Origin of the sequence: Rhodanobacter soli (genome assembly GCF_040548735.1) — a bacterium.
Taxonomy (GTDB): domain Bacteria; phylum Pseudomonadota; class Gammaproteobacteria; order Xanthomonadales; family Rhodanobacteraceae; genus Rhodanobacter; species Rhodanobacter soli_A.
Genome location: NZ_JBEPSD010000004.1, coordinates 116,451 through 143,294 on the forward strand (window position 1 = coordinate 116,451; position 26,844 = coordinate 143,294).

Annotated in this window: 23 protein-coding genes and 2 pseudogenes; 13 read left to right on the forward strand and 12 right to left on the reverse strand. The window is 67.0% G+C overall.

The annotated features are described in order from the left end of the window. Nucleotides 1–53: 53 nt before the first annotated feature. From ABIE04_RS17215 to pdhA, 3 genes are all read right to left on the reverse strand, one after another. Complete coding sequence (locus ABIE04_RS17215; RefSeq protein WP_354553043.1) at nt 54–1,436, reverse strand: dihydrolipoamide acetyltransferase family protein; 1,383 nt, start codon at nt 1,434–1,436, stop codon at nt 54–56. Nucleotides 1,437–1,582: 146 nt separating this feature from the next. Beyond that, nucleotides 1,583–2,563 (reverse strand): alpha-ketoacid dehydrogenase subunit beta, encoded by a 981-nt coding sequence (locus tag ABIE04_RS17220; RefSeq protein ID WP_354553045.1) that lies wholly within the window; start codon nt 2,561–2,563, stop codon nt 1,583–1,585. Nucleotides 2,564–2,566: 3 nt separating this feature from the next. Continuing rightward, the gene (gene pdhA, locus ABIE04_RS17225; protein ID WP_354553047.1) at nt 2,567–3,667 is read right to left on the reverse strand and encodes a pyruvate dehydrogenase (acetyl-transferring) E1 component subunit alpha; all 1,101 of its coding nucleotides are present in this window, start codon (nt 3,665–3,667) and stop codon (nt 2,567–2,569) included. Nucleotides 3,668–4,097: 430 nt separating this feature from the next. Here pdhA and kynA point away from each other — a divergent pair, with 430 nt between their 5' ends. The 3 genes from kynA (at nt 4,098) to ABIE04_RS17240 (ending at nt 8,248) form a co-directional block, all read left to right on the forward strand. Continuing rightward, a complete protein-coding gene (gene kynA / locus ABIE04_RS17230) occupies nt 4,098–4,946 on the forward strand; it encodes a tryptophan 2,3-dioxygenase (protein ID WP_354553050.1) in 849 nt (282 codons plus the stop codon). Between the two features lie 104 nt (nt 4,947–5,050). Continuing rightward, nucleotides 5,051–6,562: a peptide MFS transporter gene (locus ABIE04_RS17235; protein WP_354553052.1), complete on the forward strand. Its 1,512-nt coding sequence runs from the start codon at nt 5,051–5,053 to the stop codon at nt 6,560–6,562. Between the two features lie 177 nt (nt 6,563–6,739). After that, a complete protein-coding gene (locus ABIE04_RS17240; protein ID WP_354553054.1) occupies nt 6,740–8,248 on the forward strand; it encodes a peptide MFS transporter in 1,509 nt (502 codons plus the stop codon). Between the two features lie 61 nt (nt 8,249–8,309). On the opposite strand, the gene ABIE04_RS17245 is transcribed toward ABIE04_RS17240, so the two are convergent. Further along, nucleotides 8,310–8,777, reverse strand: coding sequence for a MarR family winged helix-turn-helix transcriptional regulator (locus ABIE04_RS17245; RefSeq protein ID WP_354553056.1), 468 nt, complete (start codon nt 8,775–8,777; stop codon nt 8,310–8,312). A gap of 110 nt (nt 8,778–8,887) precedes the next feature. On the opposite strand from ABIE04_RS17245, the gene hppD reads away from it, so the two are divergent. The 6 genes from hppD to ABIE04_RS17275 all read left to right on the forward strand — a co-directional run bounded on the left by hppD (nt 8,888) and on the right by ABIE04_RS17275 (nt 15,285). Next, nucleotides 8,888–9,982, forward strand: a complete 1,095-nt coding sequence (hppD, locus tag ABIE04_RS17250) for a 4-hydroxyphenylpyruvate dioxygenase (RefSeq protein WP_354553058.1) — start codon at nt 8,888–8,890, stop codon at nt 9,980–9,982. A 12-nt stretch (nt 9,983–9,994) separates the two neighbouring features. Further along, nucleotides 9,995–11,302 (forward strand): homogentisate 1,2-dioxygenase, encoded by a 1,308-nt coding sequence (gene hmgA, locus ABIE04_RS17255; RefSeq protein WP_354553060.1) that lies wholly within the window; start codon nt 9,995–9,997, stop codon nt 11,300–11,302. Further along, nucleotides 11,299–11,898 carry a lectin gene (locus ABIE04_RS17260; RefSeq protein WP_354553062.1) on the forward strand — a complete coding sequence of 200 codons (600 nt, stop codon included), beginning with the start codon at nt 11,299–11,301 and terminating at the stop codon, nt 11,896–11,898. Before hmgA ends, ABIE04_RS17260 begins: the two co-directional genes overlap by 4 nt. 93 nt (nt 11,899–11,991) lie before the next feature. Next, nucleotides 11,992–12,978 (forward strand): fumarylacetoacetate hydrolase family protein, encoded by a 987-nt coding sequence (locus ABIE04_RS17265; protein ID WP_354553065.1) that lies wholly within the window; start codon nt 11,992–11,994, stop codon nt 12,976–12,978. A 109-nt stretch (nt 12,979–13,087) separates the two neighbouring features. Beyond that, nucleotides 13,088–14,488 (forward strand): oxygen-independent coproporphyrinogen III oxidase, encoded by a 1,401-nt coding sequence (gene hemN / locus ABIE04_RS17270; protein WP_354553067.1) that lies wholly within the window; start codon nt 13,088–13,090, stop codon nt 14,486–14,488. Between the two features lie 35 nt (nt 14,489–14,523). After that, entirely contained in the window at nt 14,524–15,285 is a 762-nt protein-coding gene (locus ABIE04_RS17275) for a helix-turn-helix domain-containing protein (RefSeq protein ID WP_354553069.1), read from the forward strand. A 66-nt stretch (nt 15,286–15,351) separates the two neighbouring features. On the opposite strand, the gene ABIE04_RS17280 is transcribed toward ABIE04_RS17275, so the two are convergent. Then, nucleotides 15,352–16,122: a hypothetical protein gene (locus ABIE04_RS17280; RefSeq protein WP_354553071.1), complete on the reverse strand. Its 771-nt coding sequence runs from the start codon at nt 16,120–16,122 to the stop codon at nt 15,352–15,354. A gap of 175 nt (nt 16,123–16,297) precedes the next feature. On the opposite strand from ABIE04_RS17280, the pseudogene ABIE04_RS17755 reads away from it, so the two are divergent. After that, nucleotides 16,298–16,492, forward strand: a pseudogene (locus ABIE04_RS17755) (hypothetical protein); the annotation flags it as partial. A gap of 36 nt (nt 16,493–16,528) precedes the next feature. Here ABIE04_RS17755 and ABIE04_RS17285 read toward each other — a convergent pair. The 3 genes from ABIE04_RS17285 to ABIE04_RS17295 all read right to left on the reverse strand — a co-directional run bounded on the left by ABIE04_RS17285 (nt 16,529) and on the right by ABIE04_RS17295 (nt 18,898). After that, nucleotides 16,529–17,386, reverse strand: a complete 858-nt coding sequence (locus tag ABIE04_RS17285) for a universal stress protein (RefSeq protein WP_354553073.1) — start codon at nt 17,384–17,386, stop codon at nt 16,529–16,531. A gap of 27 nt (nt 17,387–17,413) precedes the next feature. Beyond that, complete coding sequence (locus tag ABIE04_RS17290; RefSeq protein ID WP_354553076.1) at nt 17,414–17,986, reverse strand: GNAT family N-acetyltransferase; 573 nt, start codon at nt 17,984–17,986, stop codon at nt 17,414–17,416. A 147-nt stretch (nt 17,987–18,133) separates the two neighbouring features. Next, nucleotides 18,134–18,898 (reverse strand): cyclic nucleotide-binding domain-containing protein, encoded by a 765-nt coding sequence (locus ABIE04_RS17295; protein WP_354553078.1) that lies wholly within the window; start codon nt 18,896–18,898, stop codon nt 18,134–18,136. A 216-nt stretch (nt 18,899–19,114) separates the two neighbouring features. Here ABIE04_RS17295 and ABIE04_RS17300 point away from each other — a divergent pair, with 216 nt between their 5' ends. Continuing rightward, the gene (locus ABIE04_RS17300; protein WP_354553080.1) at nt 19,115–19,675 is read left to right on the forward strand and encodes a cytochrome b; all 561 of its coding nucleotides are present in this window, start codon (nt 19,115–19,117) and stop codon (nt 19,673–19,675) included. Here ABIE04_RS17300 and ABIE04_RS17305 read toward each other — a convergent pair. The 4 genes from ABIE04_RS17305 to ABIE04_RS17320 are packed head-to-tail and all read right to left on the reverse strand — an operon-like array spanning nt 19,662 to nt 24,855. Beyond that, the gene (locus tag ABIE04_RS17305) at nt 19,662–21,053 is read right to left on the reverse strand and encodes an MBL fold metallo-hydrolase (protein WP_354553082.1); all 1,392 of its coding nucleotides are present in this window, start codon (nt 21,051–21,053) and stop codon (nt 19,662–19,664) included. The two genes, ABIE04_RS17300 and ABIE04_RS17305, sit on opposite strands and share 14 nt — an antisense overlap. Beyond that, entirely contained in the window at nt 21,050–23,593 is a 2,544-nt protein-coding gene (locus tag ABIE04_RS17310) for a cation-translocating P-type ATPase (RefSeq protein ID WP_354553084.1), read from the reverse strand. Before ABIE04_RS17310 ends, ABIE04_RS17305 begins: the two co-directional genes overlap by 4 nt. Before the next feature lie 37 nt (nt 23,594–23,630). Beyond that, the gene (locus ABIE04_RS17315; RefSeq protein ID WP_354553086.1) at nt 23,631–24,068 is read right to left on the reverse strand and encodes a universal stress protein; all 438 of its coding nucleotides are present in this window, start codon (nt 24,066–24,068) and stop codon (nt 23,631–23,633) included. A gap of 25 nt (nt 24,069–24,093) precedes the next feature. Then, a complete protein-coding gene (locus ABIE04_RS17320; protein WP_354553088.1) occupies nt 24,094–24,855 on the reverse strand; it encodes a glucose 1-dehydrogenase in 762 nt (253 codons plus the stop codon). Nucleotides 24,856–25,087: 232 nt separating this feature from the next. On the opposite strand from ABIE04_RS17320, the gene ABIE04_RS17325 reads away from it, so the two are divergent. Further along, nucleotides 25,088–26,341 (forward strand): NnrS family protein, encoded by a 1,254-nt coding sequence (locus ABIE04_RS17325; protein WP_354553090.1) that lies wholly within the window; start codon nt 25,088–25,090, stop codon nt 26,339–26,341. 126 nt (nt 26,342–26,467) lie between these two features. After that, a pseudogene (locus ABIE04_RS17330) lies at nt 26,468–26,844 on the forward strand (copper-containing nitrite reductase); the annotation flags it as partial.

The window sequence follows — 26,844 nt, forward strand, 5'->3', positions numbered from 1 at the left end:
AAACAGATAGGGCGCCCTCGGGCGCCCTGTCTGTTTCTGCGGTTGCAGCCCGATCAGTTCGGCAGGGCCAGGTCGTCCAGCATCGCCTTGAGGAACCTTGCGGCTTCGCCGCCGGTGGCGGCGCGGTGGTCGAAGGTCAGCGACAGCGGCATGCGGCGGTGCACTTCGATGCCGCCGATCACCGCGACCACGTCGTGGCTGAGCTTGCCGGCGCCGACGATGGCGACGGTCGGCGGCACGACGACGGGCGTCGCGTAGCGGCCGGCGAACATGCCGAAGTTGGACAGGCTGATGGTGTAGCCGGACAGTTCCGAGGCCGGGATCGTGCGGTCCTCGACCTGCGTGCGCAGGCGCTTGATCGCGGCACGCACGCCGGCGGCGTCGAGCACGTCGGCGTTGCGCAGCGCCGGCACGAACAGGCCGTCGTCGGTGTCGACCGCGATGCCGATGTCCACATGCGGATGCAGGGTGCGGCTGAGGTTCTTGCCGTCGAACCAGGCGTTCAGCGCCGGCACCGCCTTGCAGGCGGACACGATCGCGCGGATCAGGCGCGCAGTGATGTCCTGCTTGCCGATCCAGGCATGCAGGTCGGCGTCATCGACCAGGGTGGTCGGCACGACCTGGGCGTGCGCATCGGCCATCACGCGCGCCATGTTGCGACGCACACCCTTCAGCTGTTCCGGCTGGCCGCTGGCCTGCTGTGACGGCGGCGCGGTGCGTACTGGCTTGCCGGCGAGCGAGACGGGGCCGCGCTGTGCCTCCGGCTGCGGCAGTTCCGGCGCGAGATGGCGGCCGGCCGAGGCGGGAACCGCGCGCACAGGCGCGGCGCCGAGTGCGGCCGAACCGTTCGCGGCGGCGTCCTTGACGTCCTTCATGGTGACCACGCCGTCGGCGCCGGTGGGACGCACGCGGCCGAGGTCGACCTTGAGCTTCTTCGCCAGCGCACGCACGGCCGGCACGGCCTTGACGCCGCCGATGCTGGCGGCCTGTTCGACGTGCACGTGACTGCCGCTGACCATCGCGCCGACCACGGTGCCTTCGTCTTCGCGAACGGCCACGGTCTGGTCCACTTCGCCGCCTTCGTCCGAGGCGACTACCTTGCCGCCGTCATCGGGCGCCGGGCTGCCGACGCTCTTCTTCGGGCCGTGGTGGTGGCCGGTCTCCTGCGACTCGGCGCGCTGCTTGGCGTTCGGATCGGGCTCGAAATCGGCCAGCGCGGCGCCGGTCTCGATGATGTCGCCAGGCGCGCCGTGCAGCTTGACGACCTTGCCGGTGTACGGCGAGGGCACGTCGACCACGGCCTTGGCGGTTTCCATCGAGCACAGCGGCGCGTCGAGCTTGATGCTGTCGCCCACCTTCACGTGCCACTCGACGACGGTCGCGTCGGGCAGGCCTTCGCCGAGGTCGGGGAGGTAGAACGTCTTGATATCAGCCATGAGCGGATTTCCAGAATGTGTGTTGGTTTGGCTCCCTCCCCTGCGTGCAGGGGAGGGTTGGGGTGGGGTGCTCTTGTTTGAATTTCAGATCAAGAGCTTTACCCCCTCCCCACCTCCCCCTGCAAGCAGGGGGAGGAGCAAGAGCGTCAGCTTGCCGCGAGGGTGCGCTTGGCCGCGTCGACGACGCGTTCCACGCTCGGCAGGTATTTCATTTCCAGGCGGAACAGCGGGATGTGCGTGTCGAAACCGGTGACGCGCTCGACCGGGGCGAGCAGGTCGTACATGCATTCCTCGGCCAGGCGCGCGGCGATTTCGGCGCCGAAACCGGCGGTCTTCGGAGCTTCGTGCACGATCACGCAGCGGCCGGTCTTCTGCACCGATTCGGCGATCGTGTCGAAGTCCAGCGGGGTCAGCGTGGCGACGTCGATCACTTCGGCACTGATGCCCTGGCTGGCCAGTTCATCGGCCGCTTCCAGCGCTTCCTTCACTTGCGCGCCCCAGCTCACCAGGGTCACGTCGGTGCCGTCGCGCAGCACGAAGCACACGTCCAGCGGCAGCGCCTCGCCGTCGTCGGGCACCTCTTCCTTGTACTGGCGGTAGATGCGCTTGGGTTCGAAGAACATCACCGGATCGGGATCGCGGATCGCCGCCAGCAGCAGGCCGTAGGCGCGTGCGGGCGACGACGGCATCACCACGCGCAGGCCCGGGATGTTGGTGAACAGGTGCTCGTTTGCCTCGGAATGGTGCTCCGGCGCGCGGATGCCGCCGCCCCACGGCGCACGCCATACGGCCGGCACGGTGAGGCGGCCGCGGGTGCGATTGCGCATGCGCGCAGCGTGGCAGGCGATCTGCTCCATCATCGGGTAGATGAAGCCTTCGAACTGCGCCTCGGCGACCGGCTTCATGCCCTGCACGGCGAGGCCGACGGTGACGCCGGCAATGGTGGTTTCATCCAGCGGCGTGTCGAGCACGCGCAGCTCGCCGAATTTTTCCTGCAGGCCCTGGGTGGCGCGGAACACGCCGCCGTTGACGCCCACGTCCTCGCCCAGCACCACGACGCTGTCGTCATGGGCCATTTCATAGGCAAGCGCCTGGGTGACTGCTTCGATGAGAGTGATTTGTGCCATGACTCAGTGGCCCTTCTTCGATTCGAGCTGGTTTTCAAGCGAGAGGACGTAATCGCGCTGCTTGGCGAGATCGGCGGGGACTTCGGCGAAGATGTAGTCGAACATCGCCGAGACCGGCTGCGTCTTGGTCTCGAGGTAGGCGTTCACCTCGTTGTCCATCCACTCGTCGCACTCGGCCTTCCAGGCTTCTTCCTTCGCGTCGTCCCACACGCCCTTGGCGACCAGCCAGTTGCGCAGGCGCTTCATCGGCTCCTTTTCCCAGCCGTCCTTCACTTCCTGCTCGCCGCGATAGCGGCGAGCGTCGTCGGCGGTGGTGTGGTCGCCGAGGCGGTAGGTCACCGCTTCGATCACGCTGCCGCCCTCGCCGTTGCGCGCACGTTCCAGCGCATCTTCCATCGCCTTGCGCACGGCGATGATGTCGTTGCCGTCGACCTGGATCGAGAACAGGCCGGCGGCGATGCCCTTCTGCGCCAGCGTGGGCGCACCGGACTGGATCTTGCGCGGCACCGAGATCGCCCACTGGTTGTTGACGATCACGCAGACCAGCGGCAGGTTCTGCGCGCCGGCGATGTTGATCGCGCCGTAGAAGTCGCCCTTGGACGAACCGCCGTCGCCGATCGTGCACACCGCCACGCGCTTCTCGCCGCGGATCTTGAACGCCAGCGCCGAGCCGGCTGCATGCAGGCACTGCGTGGCGATCGGCACCGACCAGGCGAAATCGTGCCGCGCCGGTTCCTTCTGGTAGTCGTTGCCGCGCTCGTCGCCGCCCCAGTACATGTACACCTCGCGCGGCTGCACGCCGCGGTACAGCTGCGCGCCGTACTCGCGATAGCTCGGCGCATACACGTCTTCCGGACGCATCGCGCTGCCGATGCCCACGTGCGCCGCTTCGTGGCCGAGGCAGCTGGCATAGGTGCCCAGCTTGCCGGTGCGCTGCAACGCGATCGACTTGGCGTCGAACACGCGGGTGGACAGCATCAGCTTGTACAGCTTGACCATGTGCTCGAGGTCTTTCGCGAACTCGGGCAGGTCATCACGTACCTGCTTGCCCTCGGCGTCGAGGTATTGCAGGTATTCGATTTCAAACTTGGCGGCGATGGTCACGACTCGCTCCGGGGGTGAGGAAGAGAGGGGAAAACCTGGCTGATGGTGTGTCCTCGAAGGATCCACGGGCACACAAACGACCGAACAAGACCGCGCTTGATAACAGGCAGGCATGTTGCGCTGCAAGGTACGGCGCAGCATTCGTGGGCGTATGGGGAGGGGTTTTTGCCCGGTCGTGGGTGCGGTCAAGCCGCGCCACAGCTGGCTTTCCTCGCTGGGTCACGGCGCAGCCAGGAAAAGAGCGGGCCTGTTGGGATCCGGAGCCCTACCTCACCCCGGCCCTCCCCTGCTCGTCCCTCAAGGGACTTCCTTCGGTCGCAGGGGAGGGAGCACAGCGGGCAGCGGGAAAGGTGCGCCTTGTCGTCGATCAAGGTGTCGAAGCGTACGCAGCCGTTACCATGAGGCTTTTCCGAATACGTGACGGAACAGCATGAGCGACAACCAGCGCGATCTCGAAGCGGGCATCCAGACCGATCTCAACGGGCAGATGACGTACGGCGGCTATCTGCACCTCGATACGTTGCTGTCCGCACAGCAGCCGTTGAGCCAGCCGCCGCATCACGACGAGATGCTGTTCATCGTGCAGCACCACGTGTCCGAGCTGTGGATGAAGCTGCTGATCCACGAGTTGAAGGCGGCGGTGACGCATCTGCAGGCGGACGACATCGATGCCTGCCTGAAGATCCTGGCGCGGGTGAAGCAGGTGCAGCGCCAGCTGTTCGAGCAGTGGGCGGTGCTGGAGACGCTGACGCCGTCGGAGTACCTGGAGTTCCGCGGCGTGCTGGGGCCGTCGTCGGGCTTCCAGTCGCTGCAGTATCGCCAGATCGAGTTCCTTCTCGGCAACAAGAATGCCGGCATGCTCAAGGTGTTCGCGCACGATCCGGCCGCGCAGGCCGAGTTGCGTGCGGTGCTGGAAGCGCCCAGCCTGTACGACGAATTCCTGCGCTATCTGGCGCGGCGCGGCCATGCGGTGCCGGCCGAGCTGCTGCAGCGCGACTGGACCCAGGCCTACCGGCGCAACGAGGCACTGCTGCCGGTGCTCAAGCGCATCTACGAACAGCGCGCGGAGTTCTGGCCGGAGTACCACATGTGCGAGCAGCTGGTGGATGTGGAGGAAAGCTTCCAGCTGTGGCGCTTCCGCCACATGAAGACGGTGGAGCGGATCATCGGCCATCGTCGCGGCACCGGCGGTTCGTCCGGGGTGAGCTTCCTGAAGAAGGCGCTCGACCTGGAATTCTTCCCCGAGTTGCTCGACGTGCGCACCGTGCTGGGCAGCTGAGCCGCCAGCGGCTCGTGCTGCAGCGCATTTGACGGGCGCGCAGCCTGCGGTTACATCTGGCCCTCGCAAGATTTTTCGATCAGCCGACGAAACAGGGGTCAGGCATGGGCAACACCACACTCTCCGGCGACGCCTCGCCGGTACCCGATTACCCGCAGCTGCTCGGGCATCCGCGCCCGCTGTGGATGCTGTTCATGTCGGAGTTCTGGGAGCGCTTTGCGTTCTACGGCATGCGTTGGGCGCTCACGCTGTACATCGTGGCCCAGTTCTACGACGGCAACGATGCCGGCCAGGCGGATGCCAGCCGCACCTACGGCGCCTACCTGGCGCTGGTCTACGCCACTGCGGTGTTCGGCGGCTACGTGGCCGACAAGATCCTCGGCTACCAGCGCTCGATCCTGCTCGGCGCGGTGGTGATGGCGGCCGGCCTGTTCATGGTGATGGTGCCGCAGCACGAGATTTTCATGCTCGGGCTGGCCACGGTCATTGTCGGCAATGGCCTGTTCAAGCCGAATATTTCCTCGATGGTCGGGCAGTTGTATGCGTCGGGCGATTCGCGCCGCGACCGCGGCTTCACCCTGTTCTACATGGGCATCAATGCCGGTGCGCTGATCGCACCGGTGCTGACCAGCATGCTGGCGACCAAGGTGTTCGGCACGCCCGGGCATCAGAATTACCACGTGGTGTTCGCAGCCTCCGGCGTGGGCATGTTGATCAGCCTGGTGTGGTTCTGGTTCGGCCGCCGCCAGCTTGGCTCCATCGGCATGCCGGCGCCGGAAATCGCCAACCCGATGCGCGTGGTGTATGTCGCGCTGGGCGTGCTGGTGGCGATTCCGCTGGTGTACCTGCTGATGGATCGCGCCGGCGCGGTGGTGTTGCAGTGGCTGCTGACCGCGTTGTTCCTCGGTGTGGGCGTGATGCTGGTGGTGGAGGCGATCCGCACCGGCCGCGTGCAGATCCAGCGGGTGATCGCGATGCTGATCATCTTCGTGTTCAACGTGCTGTTCTGGATGTTCTTCGAGCAGGCCGGCAGCTCGTTCAACTTCCTCGCGCAGCACATCGTCGATCGACAGATGTTCGGTGGCTGGGAGTTCCCGATCGGCTGGTTCCAGTCGGTCAATCCGGTGGCGATCGTGCTGCTGGCGCCGTTGGTCACCCTGGTGTGGGCATGGCTGGACAAGCGCCGCATCGAGCCGTCGATCCCGCGCAAGTTCGGCCTGGGCCTGATCGGCAACGCGCTGGGTTTTGCGGTGCTGATGTACGCGTTGTCCAGCCTGGTCGACAGCAGTGGCATGATTCCGCTGTGGACATTGGTGCTGTGCTACGTGCTGCAGACCTCGGGTGAGTTGTGCCTGTCGCCGATCGGCCTGTCGATGGTGACCAAGCTGGCGCCGGTGCGGCTGGTGGGGCTGGGCATGGGCGGCTGGTTCCTGTCCACCGCGATCGGCAACAACCTGGCCGGACTGTTCGCCGGCCACGTCAGCGGCGAAACCGGCATGACCGTGGACTCGGCGCTGTCCGGCTACACCATGGGCTTCTGGATCCTGCTCGGCGGCGGCATTGTGCTGTTCCTGATCGCGCCGCTGATCAACAAGCTGATGCACGGGGTCAGATAACCGGGATTTGTGATTCGGGATTCGGGATTCGGAAAAGCGGCGGAGGTGCGAGCTTCTTGCTCTTCACGAATCCCCATTCCCGAATCCCGAATCCCGTTCCATGATTGACGCGGATGCCGGCGCCCGGTTACATCTGGGCGCTTGCGGCTGCCTGACGCATGCCGACGAGAGGATTGCATGAGCCAGACCAGCGCCACCGGCGACACTGTATCGACGCCCGATTACCCGCAACTGCTCGGCCATCCGCGGCCGTTGTGGATGCTGTTCATGACCGAGTTCTGGGAGCGCTTCGCGTTCTACAGCGTGAGCTGGGCGCTGGCGCTGTACATCGTGGCGCACTTCTACAACGGCGATCCGTCCGGCCAGGCCTGGGCCAGCAGCATCTTCGGCGCGTATACCGCGCTGATCTACGCCTCCAGCATCTTCGGCGGCTACGTGGCGGACAAGGTCATCGGCTACCAGCGTTCGATCCTGATCGGTGCGCTGGTGATGGCGCTGGGCCTGTTCGCGGTGATGCTGCCCAGCCGCGGGCTCTTCCTGGCCGGGTTGGCGATGGTGATCGTCGGCAATGGGCTGTTCAAGCCGAACATCTCCACCATGGTCGGGCAGTTGTATGGACGCGACGACCCGCGCCGCGATCGCGGCTTCACCCTGTTTTACATGGGCATCAACGGGGGTGCACTGCTGGCGCCGCTGCTGACCGGCTGGATGGCCGGTTATTTCACCGACACGCCGATGCAGCAGAATTACCGCATCGTGTTCGGCGCCGCCGGCGTCGGCATGCTGCTCAGCCTGCTGTGGTTCTGGTTCGGTCGGCGCGGCCTGCAGGGCGTGGGCCGTCCTGCACCGGAAGCCGCCAGCCGGATGCGCGTGGTGTGGGTGCTGCTCGGCGTGGTGGTGGCGGTGCCGCTGGTGTATCTGCTGCTGGCGTTCGTCACCACGGGATTGTCGTGGATGCTGGGCGTGCTGTTCGCCGGTGTCGCCGCGATGCTGCTGGTCGAGGCGCTGAAGCACGGCCGGGTGCAGGTGGATCGCGTGGTGGCGATGCTGGTGATCTTCGCCTTCAACATCCTGTTCTGGATGTTCTACTTCCAACTCGGCACGTCGTTCAATTTCCTCGCGGCGAACCTGGTCGACCGCGAGATGTTCGGCGGCTGGGTGTTCCCGGTGGGCTGGTTCCAGTCGGTGAGCCCGCTGGCGATCCTGCTGCTCGCACCACTCGTCACCGTGGTCTGGGGCCTGCTGGCGGCGCGCCGCCGCGAGCCGTCGATCCCGCGCAAGTTTGGCTTGGGGCTGGTCTTCAACGGGCTGGGCTTCGCGGTGCTGATGTACGCCTTGTCGCACCTGCTCGACAGCCACGGGCTGATCCCGTTCTGGCCGCTGGTGCTGTGCTACGTGCTGCAGACCGTAGGCGAGCTGTGCCTGTCGCCGATCGGCTTGTCGATGGTGACCAAGCTGGCGCCGCCGCGGCTGGTTGGCCTGGCGATGGGCGGCTGGTTCCTGTCGCTGGCGGTGGGCGGCAACCTGTCCGGCCTGCTGGCGGGCCGCATCAGCGGGGAAAGCGGCATGACCGCCGCCTCGGCGCTGGACGGTTTCACCTTCAGCTTCTGGTTGCTGGCCGGTGCCGGCGTGCTGCTGCTGGCGGTCTCACCGCTGATCAACAAGTTGATGCACGGGGTGCGTTGAAGGCAGTACCGAGTGGAGCGAGGAGTGAGAAACAAGAGGGAGGCCACTCGCTTCTCCTGACTCACTTCTGCTCCAGCAGCTTGTCCAGGATGCGCGTGAGCCATACCCGTTCTTCCGCATCGAGCTTCGCCAGCACCTCGCGCTCGCGCGCCCGGGCCATCGGCGCGACTTCGTCGTGGATCGCCCAGCCGGCGTCGCTGAGGTTGAGCACCGAGCGGCGCTTGTCGTTGTCGTGCACCGCGCGGTCGACCCGGCCGGCCTCGACCAGCCGCGCCAACGCCCGGCTCACCGCCACCTTGTCCATCGCGGTGCGCTCGGCCACCTCGCGCGCCGACAGGCCGGCGTAGCGCGCCAATACGGCCATCACCCGCCATTCGGTCATCGAGATGTCGTGGCGGCTCTGGTAGTCGTCGGCGATGGCCTGGCTGATCGTGTTGGACAGGATCGACAGGCGGTACGGCAGGAAGTGCTCCAACTGCAGCGGGGCGTGCTCGGCAGTGGCGGGGGCGTGCTTGCGCTTGGCGGGCATTGCGGCGGTGTTCCTTGCAAATGGTTTCATCTGAAACTATAACGTGGGGATTACCCCGATGGTGGCACGCTCACGCGCTGCCATCGTGCACCGACAGACAGGAGAGCGCCATGAACGCCCAGCCGAATCTTGGCATGCAGGTCACCACGTTCGAGAACCCGATGGGCATCGACGGCTTCGAATTCGTCGAGTTCGCCGCCCCGGCCGGCCGCGCCAACGAGCTGCACGACCTGTTCAAGCGCATGGGTTTCAGCGCCGTGCTCAGGCACAGGACGCGGCCGATCACCGTGTACCGGCAGAACGGCGTGAACTTCCTGCTCAACGAGGACCCGGATTCGTTCGCCGCCGACTTCGCCGCGCAGCACGGCCCCAGCGCCTGCGGCTTCGCGATCCGCTTCAAGAAGCCGGCCGGGGACGTGCTTGCCGCCGTGCTCGGCAACGGCGGCGAAGCGATCGGCCACAAGGAGGCGAGCAAGGCGGTGAATGCGCCGGTGATCAAGGGCATCGGCGACTGCATGCTGTACCTGGTCGACCGCTACGGCAGCGCCGGCAGCATCTACGACGCCGATTACGAGGCCATCCCGGGCGCCGAGCAGAACCCGGCGGGCTTCGGCCTGACCTTCATCGACCACCTGACCCACAACCTGTACTTCGGCAACATGCAGAAGTGGTCGGACTACTACGAGAAGCTGTTCAACTTCCGCGAAATCCGCTACTTCGACATCAAGGGCGTCAAGACCGGCCTGGTGTCGAAGGCGATGACCGCGCCGGACGGCATCGTACGCATTCCGCTGAACGAGTCGAACGACCCGAAGAGCCAGATCAACGAGTACCTCGACGCGTATCACGGCGAAGGCATCCAGCACATCGCCTGCTTCACCGACGACATCTACGCTACGGTCGAGAAGATGCGCGAAGCCGGCGTGGAATTCCTCGACACGCCGGACGCGTATTTCGAGGTGATCGACGAGCGCGTGCCCAATCATGGCGAAGACGTGGCGCGGCTGGCGAAGAACAAGATCCTGATCGATGCCGATCTCGAAACCAAGCAGCGCAAGCTGCTGCAGATCTTCACCCAGAACGCGATCGGCCCGATCTTCTTCGAGATCATCCAGCGCAAGGGCAACGAAGGCTTCGGCGAGGGCAACTTCCAGGCGCTGTTCGAGTCGATCGAGCGCGACCAGATGAAGCGCGGGTTCCTGTAAGGAGCAGTCTCCATGGCGATGATCAGCGACGGTTACCAATCCGGTTTCGGCAACGAGTTCGCCAGCGAGGCCATTCCAGGCACCTTGCCAAGGGGGCAGAACTCGCCGCAGCGGGTAGCGCACGGCCTGTATGCGGAGCAGTTGTCCGGCACCGCGTTCACCGCGCCGCGGCACGCGAATCGGCGCAGCTGGTTGTACCGGATCCGTCCGGCGGCGGTGCACCAGCCGTTCCAGCCGCTGGGGCATGCCGCGTTCCACAACCGTTTCGACGAAGCCCCGGCCACGCCGAACCAGCTGCGTTGGGACCCGCTGCCGCTGCCGTCCGCGCCGACCGACTTCGTCGACGGCCTGGTCACCCTGGCCGGCAACGGCGGGCCGGCCGAGCAGGCCGGCGTCGGCATCCACGTGTATGCGGCCAATCGCTCGATGCAGGGGCGGTTCTTCTACGACGCCGACGGCGAGCTGCTGATCGTGCCGCAGCAGGGCCGGCTGCGGCTGGCCACCGAGCTTGGCGTGATCGAAGTCGAACCGCAGGAGATCGCGGTGATTCCGCGCGGCGTGCGCTTTCGCGTCGACCTGCCCGATGAGGCGGCCCGCGGTTACGTCTGCGAGAACTTCGGCGCGCTGCTGCGCCTGCCGGATCTCGGCCCGATCGGCTCGAACTGCCTGGCCAACGCGCGCGACTTCCTGACTCCCGTGGCGGCGTACGAGGACGTCGAAGGCGCGTTCGAGCTGGTCGCGAAGTTCCAGGGCGCGCTGTGGTCCGCGAAGATCGGCCACTCGCCGCTGGACGTGGTCGGCTGGCACGGCAACTACGCGCCGTACAAGTACGACCTGCGCCGTTTCAACACGATCGGCTCGATCAGCTACGACCATCCCGATCCGTCGATCTTCACCGTGCTGACTTCGCCCAGCGACACCGTCGGCACGGCCAACGTGGATTTCGCGATCTTCCCGCCGCGCTGGCTGGTGGCGCAGCACACGTTCCGGCCGCCGTGGTTCCACCGCAACGTGGCCAGCGAGTTCATGGGCCTGATCGCCGGCGTGTACGACGCCAAGGCCGAGGGCTTCGTGCCCGGCGGAGCCTCGCTGCACAACTGCATGAGCGGGCACGGCCCGGACGCGGCCACGTTCGAGAAAGCCTCGAACGCCGACCTGGCGAAGCCGGACGTGATCGGCGGCACCATGGCTTTCATGTTCGAGACGCGCAAGGTGATCCGTCCCACGCAGCAGGCACTGGACGCGCCGCAACTGCAGGGCAATTACTACGAATGCTGGCAGGGCATCGCGAAGCATTTCGATGCGGACAGCAAGGCGTGAAGCGCCAGCTGTTGATCGTGGCGGCAGCGCTGGTGCTGGCCGCATGCAGCCAGAGCGACCCGTCGGCGCCATCGATCCCACCACCCGCCTCCACGGCTGCGGTGGCCGTGCCGGTAGCCGCCGCGAGTACACCGACAACAGTCGACTCCGATACGATGGCGCGCTACGACGGCTACGGCGACATGCGTTTCGGCATCGACGAGGCGGCATTCGAGCAGGCCTGGGGCGGTGAACTGAAAGGTGCGCCGGGGCAGGGTTCGACCTGTTTTTACAAGACACCGAAGTGGGTGAAGCGGTCGGCGGATTTCGCCTTCATGTTCGAAGGCGGCCGCTTCGTGCGCTACGACGTCGGCACCACCAAGGAAGCCGCGCCCGGTGGCGGCAAGGTCGGCATGGACGAGGCGCAGATCCGCGCGCTATACGGCGCACGCGTCGAAGCGCAGCCGCACAAGTACGTCGCTGGCGCAAAATACCTGCGCATCACTGCGCCTGGGAATAACGGCGTGCTGCTGTTCGAAACCGATGCGCAGGGCAAGATAACGCGGTGGCGCGTGGGTGTGCCGCCGCAGGTCGATTACGTGGAAGGTTGCGGTTGATTGATGCCGTCCTCCCTGACGGCGAAGAATAAAACCGCCATCCATGGCGGACTTTTCAGAAAAGCCTGTAGATCTGCCAATCCGGAGTATCCAATGAAACTCGCAAGTCTCAAGGAAGGCGGCCGCGACGGCACGCTGGTCGTGGTCAGCCGCGATCTTTCCCGTGCAGTGAAGGCGAGCGCGATCGCGGCGACACTGCAGGCGGCGCTGGACGACTGGTCGAATACCGCGCCGCGGCTCAATGCGCTGTCCGATGAATTGAACACCGGCTCGGCGGCGGGCGCGTTCGCGCTGGACATGGCCGCGCTGGCCTCGCCCTTGCCGCGCGCCTATGAATTCGTCGACGGCTCGGCCTACCTGCCGCACGTCGAGCGCGTGCGCCGCGCCCGCGGCGCCGAGGTGCCGAAGTCGTTCTACACCGATCCGTTGATGTACCAGGCCACCAGCGCCGGTTTCCTCGGGCCGCGCGATCCGGTCGTGGTACCCAGCGAGGACTACGGCATCGACCTGGAAGCCGAGGTGGTGGTGGTCACCGACGACGTGCCGATGGCGGCGACGCCGGCGCAGGCGTCCGAACACATCCAGTTGGTCGGCCTGGTCAACGACGTCAGCCTGCGCGGGCTGATTCCGGGCGAGCTGGCCAAGGGCTTCGGCTTCCTGCAGTCCAAGCCGCGCTCCGCGCTGTCGCCGGTGCTGGTGACGCCGGACGAACTGGGCGACGCCTGGCAGGGCGACAAGCTGCACCTGCCGATGCGCACCTGGTTGAACGGCGCCTGGTTCGGCGAGGCCGAGTGCGGCGTCGACATGCAGTTCAGCTTCGCCGAGCTGGTCGCCCACGTGGCGAAGACGCGCCCGCTCACCGCCGGCACCATCGTCGGCTCCGGCACCATCGCCAACGAGGACACCGGCAAGGGCGCCTCCTGCCTGGCCGAGCAGCGCACGGTGGAAACCCTGCGCGACGGCCATCCCAGCACGCCGTTCCTGAAGTTCGGCGACCGCCTGAAGATCGACGTCACCGATGCCGCCGGCGCCTCGATCTTCGGCTCGATCGAGCAGCGGATCGAGCCGTACAGCCGCTGAAACGCGTCGGAGCCCCGCGGGAATCGGGGCTGCGGCAGGTCGCCGCAACAGCTGCGCGACTTGATCCGGATCAATGCGGGCAGGCGGTGGCGCCGACAGACTCGCTGCCATGGCCATTCCCATCACACCTCCCGAGTTCGACCCGGCGCTGATCGCCCGCTACGACGTGGCCGGGCCGCGCTACACCAGTTACCCGACGGCGCCGCAGTTCAAGGCCGAGTTCGACGAGGCAGCCTTGCGCGAGGTGATCCGCGCCTCCAACGAGGAGCCGATCCCGCGACCGCTGTCGCTGTACGTGCACGTGCCGTTCTGCATGAGCCCATGCTTCTACTGCGGCTGCAACCGGGTGATCACCCGCGACGTGACCCAGGCCGACCGCTACCTGGAACGGCTGTACCGCGAGATCGAGCTGATCGCGCCGCTGTTCGACCGCGACCGGCCGGTGCGCCAGCTGCACTTCGGCGGCGGCACGCCGAACTTCCTCGATGCCGCGCACATGGGCGAGCTGCTGGAATCGCTGGCGCGACATTTCAGCTTCAGCCACGCGGCGGATCGCGAGTACGGCATCGAGATCGACCCGCGCTTCGCCGACGGCGTCTACATCCGCAACCTGGGCGAGCTGGGCTTCAACCGTATCTCGGTGGGTATCCAGGATTTCGATCCGCTGGTGCAGAAAGCGGTGAACCGGATCCAGAGCTTCGAGCAGACCCGCGAGGTGATCGAGGCGGCGCGGGCCTCGGGCTTCCGTTCGGCCAGCGTCGACTTGATCTACGGCCTGCCGTTGCAAAGCGTGGACGGCTTCAGCCGCACGCTGGACCAGGTGGTGGCGCTGAACCCGGATCGCGTGGCGGTGTACGGCTACGCGCATCTGCCGGAGATGTTCAAGGCGCAGCGGCAGATCGACGCCACCGACCTGCCCGATGCGGCCACCCGGCTGGCGCTGTTCGGCCGCGCGCTGGAGCACCTGTCGGCGGCCGGTTACGTCTACATCGGCATGGACCATTTCGCCAGGGCCAGCGACGAACTGGTGCTGGCGCAGCGTGCCGGCACGCTGCAGCGCAACTTCCAGGGTTACTCGACGCATGGCGACTGCGACATCGTCGGCCTCGGCGTCAGCGCGATCGGCCGCATCGGCGACAGCTACAGCCAGAATGCACGCGACCTGATCGGCTACTACGCGGCGCTGGACGCCGGCCGCCTGCCGCTGATGCGCGGCCTGCAACTGGACGAGGACGACCTGATCCGGCGTGAACTGATCAACGAACTGATGTGCCATGGCACGCTGGACAAGCGGGCGTTCGGCTCGCGCCACCGGCTGCTGTTCGACGAATACTTCGTGCGCGAGCGGCAGCGCCTGGTACCGCTGATCGAGGATGGGTTGGTCGTGGAAAGCCCGCGCGAGATCCGGGTGACCTCGCGGGGGCGGTTGCTGTTGCGTATCATCGCCATGTGCTTCGACGCCTACCTGGACGACGCGGCACAGGCCCCACGCTACTCTCGCGTGATCTGATCCACGCAGCCCCAACCCGGCAGCCCATCACCATCATGCAATCCAAGCCCATGGCAGGCCGTCTGCCCGAGCCGCGCAGCCCGATGGCCGACGACGGCGACGAGACGCGTTTCTGCGGCACCTGCGCGTTCTCCAGCGCCTGCATCGCGGCCGGCTACGACAAGCCGGAGCTGGCCGAGCTGCAGTGTCTGGTCGAGCACGTGGGGCCGTTCCGCGCCGGCGAGCACATCTTCCGCACCGGCGATCCGTTCCGCGCGATCTTCGCCGTGCGCGCGGGCACCGTGAAGACCCGCATGGTCGACAAGGAAGGGCGCGAACAGGTGCTGGGCTTCTACCTGCCCGGCGAGGTGATCGGCCTCAACGCGATCTACCCCGAGCATTTCCCCTGCGACGCGGTGGCGCTGGACACGGCCTACTTTTGCCGCTTCTCGTTCCCCGCGATGAGCGCGCTGGCCTCGCGCATCCCCGCCGTGCAGCAGCATCTGTTCCGCATGCTGAGCAAGGAGCTGGGCACCGCCAGCCTGCTCGCCGGCGACCACAGCGCCGACGAGCGCGTCGCCGCGTTCCTGCTGGACCTGGCCGGCCGTTACGCCGTGCGCGGTTTTTCCGGCACGCGTTTCCATCTCAGCATGTCGCGCGGCGACATCGCGAACTACCTGCGCCTGGCCGCGGAAACCGTCAGCCGCGTGCTCAGCCGCTTCCGCAGCCAGAAGCTGATCGAAATCGAAGGGCGCGAACTGGAACTGCTGAACCCGAAGAAGCTGCGCGAGATCGGGCAGGCGCTGCTGCCGGAGTGAAGTTGCCGCGGCTCCGCGCCATCGGGCGACCCGCATGGCGGGTCGCCCGGGCGGATCGTGACTGCCTTACTTGCCGGAAGGCCGATAGCTCAACCCCGCGTTGTAGCTGTCGACGTGCGACGGGCTTTCTTGGGTGGCCTCGCGCACGGTCTTGCGCAGCGCATCCGCGTCCGCCTTGCCGTAGACGTTCTCGAGCATCTTCCACAACGTCGGATCCATCTCCTTGCCGAGGTCGGCCCAGTTCTTGGCCGGGCTCACCAGCAGGAAATCCGGTGCGCCATCGCCGCCGTCGACGACTTCGTTCAACATCGAGTAGCCCGTCCATTTGCTCTTTTTCGCGGCGGCGTAGATCTTCCTGGCGGCATCCATGAATGCCTGGCGCTGGCCTGGTTTCAGCTTGAAGTAGGTGACCTCGATCAGGGCGGGCGTGCCGAATGTATCTGTCTGCAGGTGGCGGAGTTCGGCATCGCCCTGCATGAAGACACTGGTCTCACTCTTGAGATGCGGGTTCACCTGCGTCCTGAACGTGGTGTCGCAGGCCTTGCCGGCGTCGCGCATGGCATCGAAGCCAGCCCACGTCATCGGATCGGAGACGTAGGAATAGCTGTAGACATCGCCGGTTTCGTGCACCCAGCTGGTCCATGCGTACTTGAAGCCGTGCTCGGCCAGGCACTGGTTGTAGCTCTTGATGCCAGCCTCGTAGGCTTGCTGGTCGGCCGGGCCCACGATGTCGGTGTAATCGCGGACGATGTTCGCCTGGTCCTTCGCCGCTGCCTGGACACTGCCCAGGCACACTACGGCGACTGCCGGTAGCAGCCACATACTCATGCGTTTCATGATGGTTCCCCTCGGGGCGGTTGCCCCCAGCGATGTGGGTCATGGGTTCCCCTGGGCGCTTCGTGACCCGGCGAAGCTTCGCGAGCATACGCCTGCGAGGCCGGTTGCGAATCTGCCGACGCGATCACATTATTCGTGCGACGAAACCACGTCGATGGCTCGTTTGATGCTTGCCATGGACGCCGCGGACGGCGTGCCAGCATGCGAACCGCAATCCGCCGGCCCCGTGCCTTCGGCTTTCGCCGGGCTTCCCCGCCTGCTCGCCGCCGCGCCGATCCTGCCGGACTGGGCGCACGCGATGCTGATCCAGTACGGCCTGTTCCCGCTCATGTTTGGCTTCCTGCTCACCGTGTTCCCGCGCTGGCTGGGTTGGTCAGGCGCTGACAGCCGGTGCGGGTATACGGATCTAATGCTGCATCAGCACCGGGATGGAGGCTTCTTCCAGCACGCGTCGGGTGGCGCCGCCGAACACGCGTTCGCGCATGCGCGAGCGGCCATAGGCGCCCATCACCAGCAAGTCCGCGCCAATGTTTTCGACTTCCTTCAGCAGGATTTCGCCGGCCATCGCGGAGGAGGCGCGGACGTAGCTGGGTCTGGACGTGATGCCGTGGCGCAGCAGATAGACGAAGGGGTCGAAGCGCGGATGCCCTTCGTCGCCGTCGCGCACATCGCCGTCGACCAGGGTCACTTGTTTCGCGGCCTTGAGGAACGGCAGGGCGGCGTGGATCGCGCGGATGGCCTCGATGCTGCCATTGCAGCCGATCACGATGCGCTCGAAGCGGATTTCCCGGTTCCAGTGCGGGGGCAGGATCAGGCAGGGCACGCGGCAGCCGAGTATCGCCTCGCCGAGGATGTCGAGCAGGCCGGATGCCTGCACCATGTCCCGCTCGATCACCGCGAGATCGTGCCGCGCGCCAAGCCAGCGCAAAGTAGGGGCGATGCCGGCCCGGGCGACGATCCAGTCGGCGTTGCGCACGCCGGACTGCCGCGCGAATGATTCGAAGGCGGCGTGCTCGTCGGCGAATTCCGTTCGCGGCTCAAACAGCAGGCCGAGCACGGTGGGTTCGGTGCCGGCTTCGGCACCGCCGAGTTTCCGCAGCGCGGGATCGATGAAGCAGCCCGTCAGGTTGCTGCCCCAGCGCGCGGCAATCGCGAGGCCGGTTTCGGCGGCGGGACTCCACGGATTGGTTGATGTCACCAGTGCGAGGACATCGCCCGGGCGTGTCACGGGCGGCGTCGGGCGGGCTTGTTCGGTGGCTGGCATGGTGGAGCGTCCGGGGTTCGCTGGCGGTCAGAAGTCGAGGGTGTGGATGGCTTGTGCAGCGTCATCCGGATCGAGCCGGCGCCGGAAGCCCAGGTAATCGGCCAGCTCGCGCATCGGTTCGTTCTCGGCGGCGTCGATCGAGAACATCCGGCGGAAACCGTTCTTGCGCGCGATGTCGATCAGGCGCCGCATCAGCAGCACGCCCAGGCCGCGATGGCGCCAGTCGTCGGCCACCGTCACCGCGCATTCGCATTGCCTGTCGTCGCCGCTCGCGCTGTAGCGGCTGACCCCGACTTCGCGCAACTCGCCGTTGTCGTGGGCGAGCGCCACGAAGGCCATGCGATCCTGGTAGTCGACGTCCATCAGCTGGTCGAGCAGGGCCGGGCTCGCTTCCTTCAGGTTGCCCAGGAAGCGGAAACGGCAGGCCTGCTCCGACAGGCGGTTGATGAAGTCCGTCTCGCGCTGGCGATCCTCCGGGCGCAGCGGGCGTATCAGCACCGGGCTGCCGTCGTTCAGGGTATCGATCCAGTGCGTTCCCTCGATGGCGCCGAAGGGCGCGGCGGGGGTGGGGGCGTGGTCGGCATGGTGGACGTTGGGCATGATCTGTTCCCGTGGCGGATGAATCGCGGTCGATTCCCATGCCGAAACGGGCAGTCAATGCGGCATGGCTCCTTGCAGGGTCCATTTCTACGCCGGCCAATAGCGGTTCGACTTGACCTCGGTCAATCCGGAATGAACACGGAAGGCTCAGCCGGCGTCGCGCCGTTTCGACGCCGGCACACCGCTGCTGCGGCAGAGTTCGGCGAGCAGATCGGGGCGGCAGATGCGCACGGATTTGCGGTTGACCTCGAGCACGCCCATCTCCTCCAGGCGCGAGAACAACCGGCTGACCGTCTCGACCACCAGGCCGAGGTAGTTGGCGATGTCGTAGCGCGACATCGACAGGGTGAGCGCGGTGCTGTCGCGCTGCAGGCGCTGGTAACGGTCGGCCAGGCTCTTCAGGAAGATCGCCAGCTGTTCCTGTGCCTGCTGCCGGCCCATCATCACCAGGTGGCGGTGTTCCTCGATCACCTCGCGGCTGATCACCCGCATCAGCTGCCGGTGCAGCGCCGGCACCTCACTGGTGACCTGCTGCAGCCGCGCATAGGGCAGCTCGCAGATGCTGCTGCGTTCCAGTGCCTCGGCCTGGCTGACGTGCTGGTTCGAAGCCAGCGCGTCGAAGCCGATGATTTCGCCGGGCAGGTGGAAGCCGAGGATCTGCACGTCGCCGGAATCGTCCAGCACGAAGGTCTTGAGCGAACCGGAGCGCACCACGTAGAGCGCCTCGAACGGGTCGCCATCGCGGTACAGCATGCCGCCGCGGTCCAGCGTGCGCTTGTCGCGGACCGCCGTGTCCAGCCGTTCCAGGTCGTCGTTGCCGATGCCGGCAGGCAGGCACAGTTCGCTCAAGGCACAGGACGAGCAACTGCGTCGCAGCTGGCTCAGATCAAGGACGTTGGTTCCGGGGTCCATCAGCGTCCTCGCAGGGCTTGAGAGGGGCTCGCATGAACCCGGCAGGCAGCCCGGGCCGTGTGGCCGCACCATAGCATGGCGAGGTACAAATTCCGTGTCTATTTGATCGGGATCAAGTCGCGCGCCGATCTTTCATCGCAGGCTGGCGTACGAGCCGGAGCAACGTGTGATCGCGTCGAACCGGCCGTTGCCGACATTCCACCTGCAGAGATCCCCATGAACTGGAAAAACACCACCGACCGTTACGGCTCGCTGTCGATGGCGATGCACTGGCTGATGCTGCTGTTGCTGGCCGCCGTATACGCCTGCATCGAATTGCGCGAGTTCTACCCGCGCGGCAGCGACCTGCGCGAAGGCCTCAAGACCTGGCATTTCATGCTCGGCCTGTGCGTGCTCGCGCTGGTCGCGCTGCGGCTGGCGATCCGCCTGATGGCGGGGCCGGCACCGTCGATCCGGCCGGCGCCGCCGGTCTGGCAGCAGCGCCTGGCCGTGCTGATGCACCTGGCGCTGTACGTCTTCCTGGTCGCGATGCCGCTGCTTGGCTGGCTCACGCTCAGCGCCTCGGGCAAGCCGATCCCGTTCTTCGGCCTGCAGCTGCCGGCGCTGGTGGGGACGGACAAGGCGCTGGCCGGTTCGCTGAAGGACATCCACGAGACCATAGGCACCGTCGGCTACTACCTGGTCGGCCTGCATGCGGCGGCCGCGCTGGTGCACCACTACGTGAAGCGGGACGACACCCTGCGGCGGATGCTGCCGGCACGGCTCAGTCGATCTTGATCGGCTCGTGCAGGCCGGGCAGCTGGACGGCGACGCCGCGCGCGGTCAGTACCTCCTGCATCGCCTGCATGCCGCGGCCGTATTCGCCGTGCACCAGGAACACCTTGCGCCGCGGTGCATCGCCCAGCCAGGCCAGCAGCGACGGCTGGTCGGCGTGCGCGGAGAAGCCGTTGATCGTCCACACCTGCGCGCGCACCGGGATCTCCTCGTTGAACACGCGCACGCTGGCCGCGCCGTCGATGATCCGCCGCGCCAGCGTGCCCTCGGCGGCATAGCCGACGAACACCACGCTGCTGCGCTCACGCCACAGGTTGTGCTTGAGGTGGTGGCGCACGCGGCCGCCGTTGCACATGCCGGAGCCGGCCAGGATGACCGCACCGTCGTCGATGCTGTTGATCGCCATCGACTCGCTGGTCTCGCGGGTGAAATGCAGGCCGGGCATGGCGAACGGATCGCCGTGCCGCAGCTCGTCCAGGAAATTCTGGTCGAAACATTCCGGGTGGCGGCGGAAGATCTCGGTGGCGGAGATCGCCATCGGCGAATCCAGGAATACCCGCACATGTTGCGGGATCGCACCGTCGCGGATGCCGCGGTGCAGGTAGTAGAGGATCTCCTGCGTGCGCTCCAGCGCGAAAGTGGGGATCACCACATTGCCGCGGCGGGTCACAGTCTCGCGGATGGCCTGGTACATCTCGTCGACCGAGTCGGGCACCGAGCGGTGTGGGCGATCGCCGTAAGTGCTTTCCATCACCACGTAGTCGGCGGCCGGTGCGGGCGTCGGGTCGCGCAGCAGCGGCCGACCCGGGTTGCCGAGGTCGCCGGAGAACAGCATGCTGCGGCGCTGCTGGCCATCATCCAGTTCGAGCAGGACCGAGGCCGAGCCGAGGATGTGGCCGGCGTCGAGGAAGCACGCGGTGACGCCGTCGACGACCGGCACGGTGTCGCCGTAGCCGACATCCGGGCCGAAGAAATCTAGTGCGTGCAGCGCGTCGTCGAGCGTGTACAGCGGCGCCGCCACTGCCTCGCCGCGGCGGTTGTTGCGCTGGGCGCGGCGCGCGTCCTCTTCCTGCAGGCCGGCCGCATCCAGCATCACCACCCGTGCCAGTTCGCGAGTGGCGGCGGTGGCGAGGATGCGACCGCGGAAGCCCTGGCGCACCAGCAGCGGGATGCGCCCGCAATGGTCCAGGTGGGCATGCGTCAGCAGCAGCACGTCGATGCCGGCCGGGTCGAAGCCGAACGGTTCGGCGTTGGCCCGCTCGACCTCCTCGCTGCCCTGGAACATGCCGCAATCGATCAACACGCGCCGTTCGTTGCAGGTGACCAGGTGACAGGAACCGGTGACCTGCTTGGCGGCGCCATGGCAGCTGTAGATGATCATCGTGTTCTCACATCGGAAACGAACGGTGGGTGCCTGCGTCGCCCCAGCCGGCGCAGGCCTTCCAGCCATGCCGTGGCAACGCCCAGCATGGCCGCCACGGCCGCCAGCATGATGACGCCGGGCAGGGCTAGTGCCATCACGCTGCGGAAAAAGGGTACGCCGATCACGACCGCCAACATCAGTGCCACGCCGCCGAACATCCGCGGCAGCCAGGGGTTTTTCGCAGGCGTGCGGGCCAGTGCTGGGCGGGACAGGTCGCGGTTGGCCAGGGTCAGCAGGAACAGGCCGAACACCAGGGTGATGAACACGGCGCTGCGGCCTTGCGCAGCGTCGAGGCCCTGGCCGAGCAGCAGGCTGTAGCCAAATAGCAGGATGCCGGCGAAGCCGAGTCCCTGGATCACCGCGTAGCGCAGGTTGGCGGCGGCGAACGGGGAGTCCGACGGCGCGCGCGGCGGTCGTCGCATGATGTCATCGGCGGCGGGTTCCGCCTCGAACACCACCGAGCAGGCCGGATCGATCAGCAGCTCCAGCAGCACGATATGCACCGGCATCAGCAGCACCGGCCAGTGCAGCAGGGTCGGTACCAGCGCCAGCGCGATGATCGGCATGTGCACGGCGAACACGAAGCGGGTGGCCTTGGTGATGTTGTCGTAGATGCGTCGGCCCTGGCGGATCGCGCTGACGATGCTGGCGAAGCTGTCGTCCAGCAGCACCAGCGCGGCCGCCTCGCGCGCCACGTCGGTGCCACGCTCGCCCATCGCGATGCCGACGTCGGCGGCCTTCAGTGCGGGCGCATCGTTCACGCCGTCGCCGGTCATCGCCACCACCTCGCCGCCCTCGCGCAGCAGTTGCACCAGGCGCAGCTTCTGCTCGGGCTTGAGCCGTGCGCACAGGTCGACGTGGCGCAGGCGCTCGCGCAACGCGGCGTCGTCCAGCGTCGCCATTTCCGCGCCGGTGATCACCTCGGCACGTTCGCTCAAACCCACCTGACGGGCGATCGCGCGCGCGGTGGCGTGGTGGTCGCCGGTCATCATGATGATGCGCACGCCGGCGGTGCGGCATTCGGCGATCGCCGCGGGTACCTCCGGGTGCGGCGGGTCGACGAAACCGACAAGGCCGAGGAAGCGGAAGTCAAAGTCGTGCTGGCTGCGCGGCCAGCTCGCGCCCTGCCACTCGCCGCGGGCCACGCCGAGCACGCGCAGGCCGCGTTCGGCCATGGCTTCGACCTGGCGCAGGATGGTCGTGGCGCCGGCGGCGGGCAGGTGGCACAGGTCGATCACCGCCTCCGGCGCGCCCTTGGTCGCCAACAGGTGCCGGGTGCGCGCATCGCCGCGGAACACGCGGGTCATCGCCAGAATGTCCGGAGACAGGCCGTACTCGAACTCGGGCGACCATGCGGCGTGCACGTGTTCGGTGTCGGTGAGCCAGTGCAATCCGAACTGCTGGATCGCCTTCTCCATCGGGTCGAACGGATCCAGTGGCGTGGCCAGCATGGCGAACTCGACCAGCTCGTGGAACGGTTCGGGCAGCTCGGTCGAATTCTCGTCGTGGCAGCTGTCGTCGACCAGGCGCAGCTCGGCGACCTGCATGCGGTTCTGCGTCAGCGTGCCGGTCTTGTCGACCGCCAGCACCGAGATCGCACCCAGCGCCTCCACCGCCGGCACGCGCCGGGTGAGCACCTTGTGCTTCGAGATCCGCCATGCGCCCAGCGCCAGGAACACGGTGAGGATCACCGGGATTTCCTCTGGCAGGATCGCCATGGTCAGCGCGATGCCGGCCAGCACGCTCTCCAGCAGGCCGTGTCCGTCCCACAGCCAGCCGAGCAGCGCATACGCCGTGGCCAGCAGCAGCCCGCCGATGGTGAGGTTGCGGATCAGCCGGCGCGAGGCCTGCTGCAATCCGGATATCGGTTCGACGGTGGACGTGAGCGCCTGGCCGATACGGCCGACGGCGGTGGATTCGGCGACAGCGTGAACCTCGGCAACCCCGACGCCCTTGGTCACCACCGTGCTGGCGAACAGCTGGCCGGCATCGTTGCCCGGCAGCTTGGTGACCGGCACCGCCTCGCCGGTGAGCAGCGACTCGTTGACATCCAGGTGACCGTCCAGCAGCACGGCATCGGCGGCGATGCGGTCGCCCTCGTGCAGGACCAGCAGGTCGCCGATCACCACCTCGCGACCGGGAATGCGGATTTCCTGTCCGCCGCGGATCACCAGCGCGCGCGGGGCGGACAATTCGCGCAACGATTCCAGCGCCCGCTGGGTCTTGCGCTCCTGCGCCAGCGTGATGCCGATGACCACGAACACGAACGACAGCAGGAACGCCGCCTCGGCGCGGTCGCCCAGCGCCAGGTACAGGCCACCGGCGACCAGCAGCATCAGGAACATCGGCTCGGTCAGCACGCCGCCGACGATCGCGGCCAGGCTCTTGGGCGTGCTGCCCGGCAGCAGGTTCGGGCCATGTTCGGCCAGTCGCCGCGCGGCTTCGGCCGGATCAAGCCCGGGGCGGCTGGCCGGTGGCGGTGGCCTTGCCTCACTCATGCGTCGGTCCGGCTGCCGCTCGCGCCGATGGTGTTGCTCAACGGCAAACCAGTACCGGCACGTCGCCGTTGAGGATCACCTTGTGCGTCTCGCTGCCCAGCAGCAGCCGGTCGAAGCCGCGCCAGCCGTGCGAGGCCATCACGACCAGGTCGCACTGGTGCTTGCGGGCAGCGCCGACGATCGCCGAATACGGTCGCGCGTCGATCTCGTGGCTGCCCTCGCAGGGCACCCCGGCGGCCTGCGCGCGCTGGCGCACGTCGGCCAGGTAGCGCTCGGCATTGGCAATGGCTTCCTGGGTGTAGGTCGGCTCGTTGGCCACGACGAATTCGGCGAAATAGACGGACGCGGGAAACGGCGCGATCACGTGGAACGCATACACGCGTGCTCCGAGCCTGGCGGCCAGCTCGATGCCGGTGTCGACGGCACGCAGGGAAAGTTCGGAACCGTCGGTGGGCAGCAGGATGTGCTTGAACATAGGGACTCCTCATGGCTCGGGATGATCAGCGGCAGGTATAGCCGCCATCGATGACCAGCTCGCTGCCGGTCACGAACTTCGACTCGTCGGAGGCGAGGTAGACCACGCCCCAGGCGATGTCGTCCGGCTCGCCCATGTGGCCGAGCGGATGCAGCGCACCGGTCTCGCGCCGGTGTTGCACCGGGTCGCCGCCCATCGAGGCGATGTGCTGCTCGACCATCGGCGTCCAGATGAAGCCGGGATGGATCGAGTTGACCCGGATGCGGTCTGCGGCGTACAGCAACGCGTCGGTCTTGCTCATCAGGCGCACCGCGCCCTTGGACGCATGGTAGGGCGGCAGGTCGGGCGCACCGACCAGGCCGTAGATCGACGACAAGTTGATGATGCTGCCGCCACCGGCCGCGCGCAGCGGTGCGATCGCGTGCTTGGTGCAGAAGAACACGCCCTTCACGTTGACCGCCTGCACCCGGTCCCATTCGGCCTCGGTGAGTTCGTGGGTCGGCTTGTTCGGCCCGGCGATGCCGGCGTTGTTGACGAGGACGTCCAGCCGTCCGAACGCGGCCACGGTGGCGCTGATCGCCGCCGCCACGTCGGCTTCCACGGCCACATCGACGTGGAAGTAACGGGCCGATTCACCCAGCGCGGCGGCCAGTTCCTGCCCCGTGCCGTCATGCACGTCGACGATCGCCACCCGCGCGCCGGCTTCCACCATCCGGCGTGCGCAGGCGGCGCCAATGCCCACCGATCCACCGGTCACCATGGCCACCTTGCCGCTCAGCCTGTTCATGGCGAACCCTCCACAAAAGAGGATTTCAGGATGGACTTGCCCAGACGGCGCGATATTGACCGGAGTCATACGGACTGCATATTGATGCCGGCGACCGCAGGCGCTGGGGCGGCTGGTTTTGCCGCTGCCTGAATCGCCCCGCGTACGCCACGCGCCGCCTGATGCAGGTCAATGCCACCGCCCGTCGGACATGCGAGCATGGCAAATCGTTTTCATTCAAGTTGGCTTCGGCATGTCTGATCCATCCCGCCCCTCGACAGCCAGGGTCGCCACGCTCGCGGAGTTGCCGGCGCTGCTGGCTTCGGCACCGCACCGGCCGCTGTTCCTGGCCGGCAGCATCGCGGTGCTGCTCAGCATGGCGTGGTGGGCGGTGGAGCTGACCTGGATGCGTTTCGGCCTGGCCGGCTGGCCGCAGCCGTCGATCCCGCCGGGCTGGGCGCACGCGATGCTGATCCAGTACGGCCTGTTCCCGCTGTTCATGTTCGGCTTCCTGCTCACCGTGTTCCCGCGCTGGCTGGGCCGGCCCGATCTGCCGTGGACGCGCTACGTGCCGGTGGCCGGCTGCGTATTCGGCGGCTATGTGCTGGCGAACGTGGGTCTGCTCGACCTGGCGTGGCTGCTGAAGCTCGGCATCGCCGTGATGCTGGCCGGCTACCTGATCGGCGTGTGGACACTGGCGACGGTGCTGCGCGCCTCGACCGCGGAACGCAAGGGCCATGCCCGCTCCTGCCTGGCGGCGTTGAGCCTGGGCAGCCTGGGGCTGGCGGTGTTCCTGGCCTATCTGTTCGGCGCGCCGGCGGACTGCGCGCTGCTGGCGATCAAGCTGGGCACGTACGGCCTGCTGCTGCCGATCTATTTCACGGTGATGCACCGCATGCTGCCGTTCTTCAGCGGCAACGTGGTGACGGGTTACAAAGTGGTTCGTCCGGACTGGAGCCTGCCGGTGGTGTGGGTGCTGCTGCTGGCGCACCTGCTGCTGGAGTGGCGCGGTGTGCTGGGTTGGCTGTGGCTGGCGGACGTGCCGCTGGCCGTGGTGTTTGCGTGGCATGCGCTGACCTGGCAACCGTGGAAGGCGATGCGGCCGGGCCTGCTGGCGGTAGTGCACCTGGCGTTCGCATGGCTGCCGGTGGCGTTCGTGCTGTACGCGGTGCAGGACGTGGTGTACGCAGCCAGTGGGCATCTCATTCTTGGCCGTGCGCCGCTGCATGCGCTGGGGATCGGTTTTTTCGGTTCGATGCTGGTGGCGATGGTGACCCGGGTGACCCAGGGCCATTCCGGCCGGCCGCTGCAGATGGGCGCGGTGGCCTGGCTGTGCTTCGCCCTGCTGCAGGCGGTGGCGCTGCTGCGCATCCGTGCCGAGCTGGGCGGCGACGTCTACCTGTGGCTGGTGATCGCCGCGTATGGCTGGCTGCTGGCGTTCCTGCCGTGGGTGCTGCGCTCGGCATGGATCTACCTGACTCCGCGGGCGGACGGCAAACCCGGTTGAGGGCATGGCGCGGACCGCGGCAGGGTGACGCAGCAGGGCGGCAAAGCCATTCAAATTGACTCAGGTCAGTAGCGCGACCGGGCGATCTCCTAGGCTAGGATGCGCAAGAACTCACGGAGATCGCCCATGTCACGTACACCGCTCCTCGTTGTCGCGGCCGCCGCGTTGCTGACACTGGCGGCCTGCTCCGGCAAGCCGCAGGCCGCTGCCAAGACGGATGCCACGGCAACCGGCAGTGCTCCCGCCGCATCGGTCCGCGGCGACTTCGGCCCACCGCAAGGCGAGCCGATCCACGCGGTGCTGACCAGCCCGCCGCACGTGCCGCCACCGGTCAACCGCAACTACCCGGCGAAGGTGATCGTCGAGCTGGAAGTGATCGAGAAGGAGATGCCGATCTCCGAAGGCGTCAGCTACACGTTCTGGACCTTCGGCGGCACCGTGCCGGGCAGCTTCATCCGGGTGCGCCAGGGCGACACGGTGGAGTTCCACCTGAAGAACGCGCC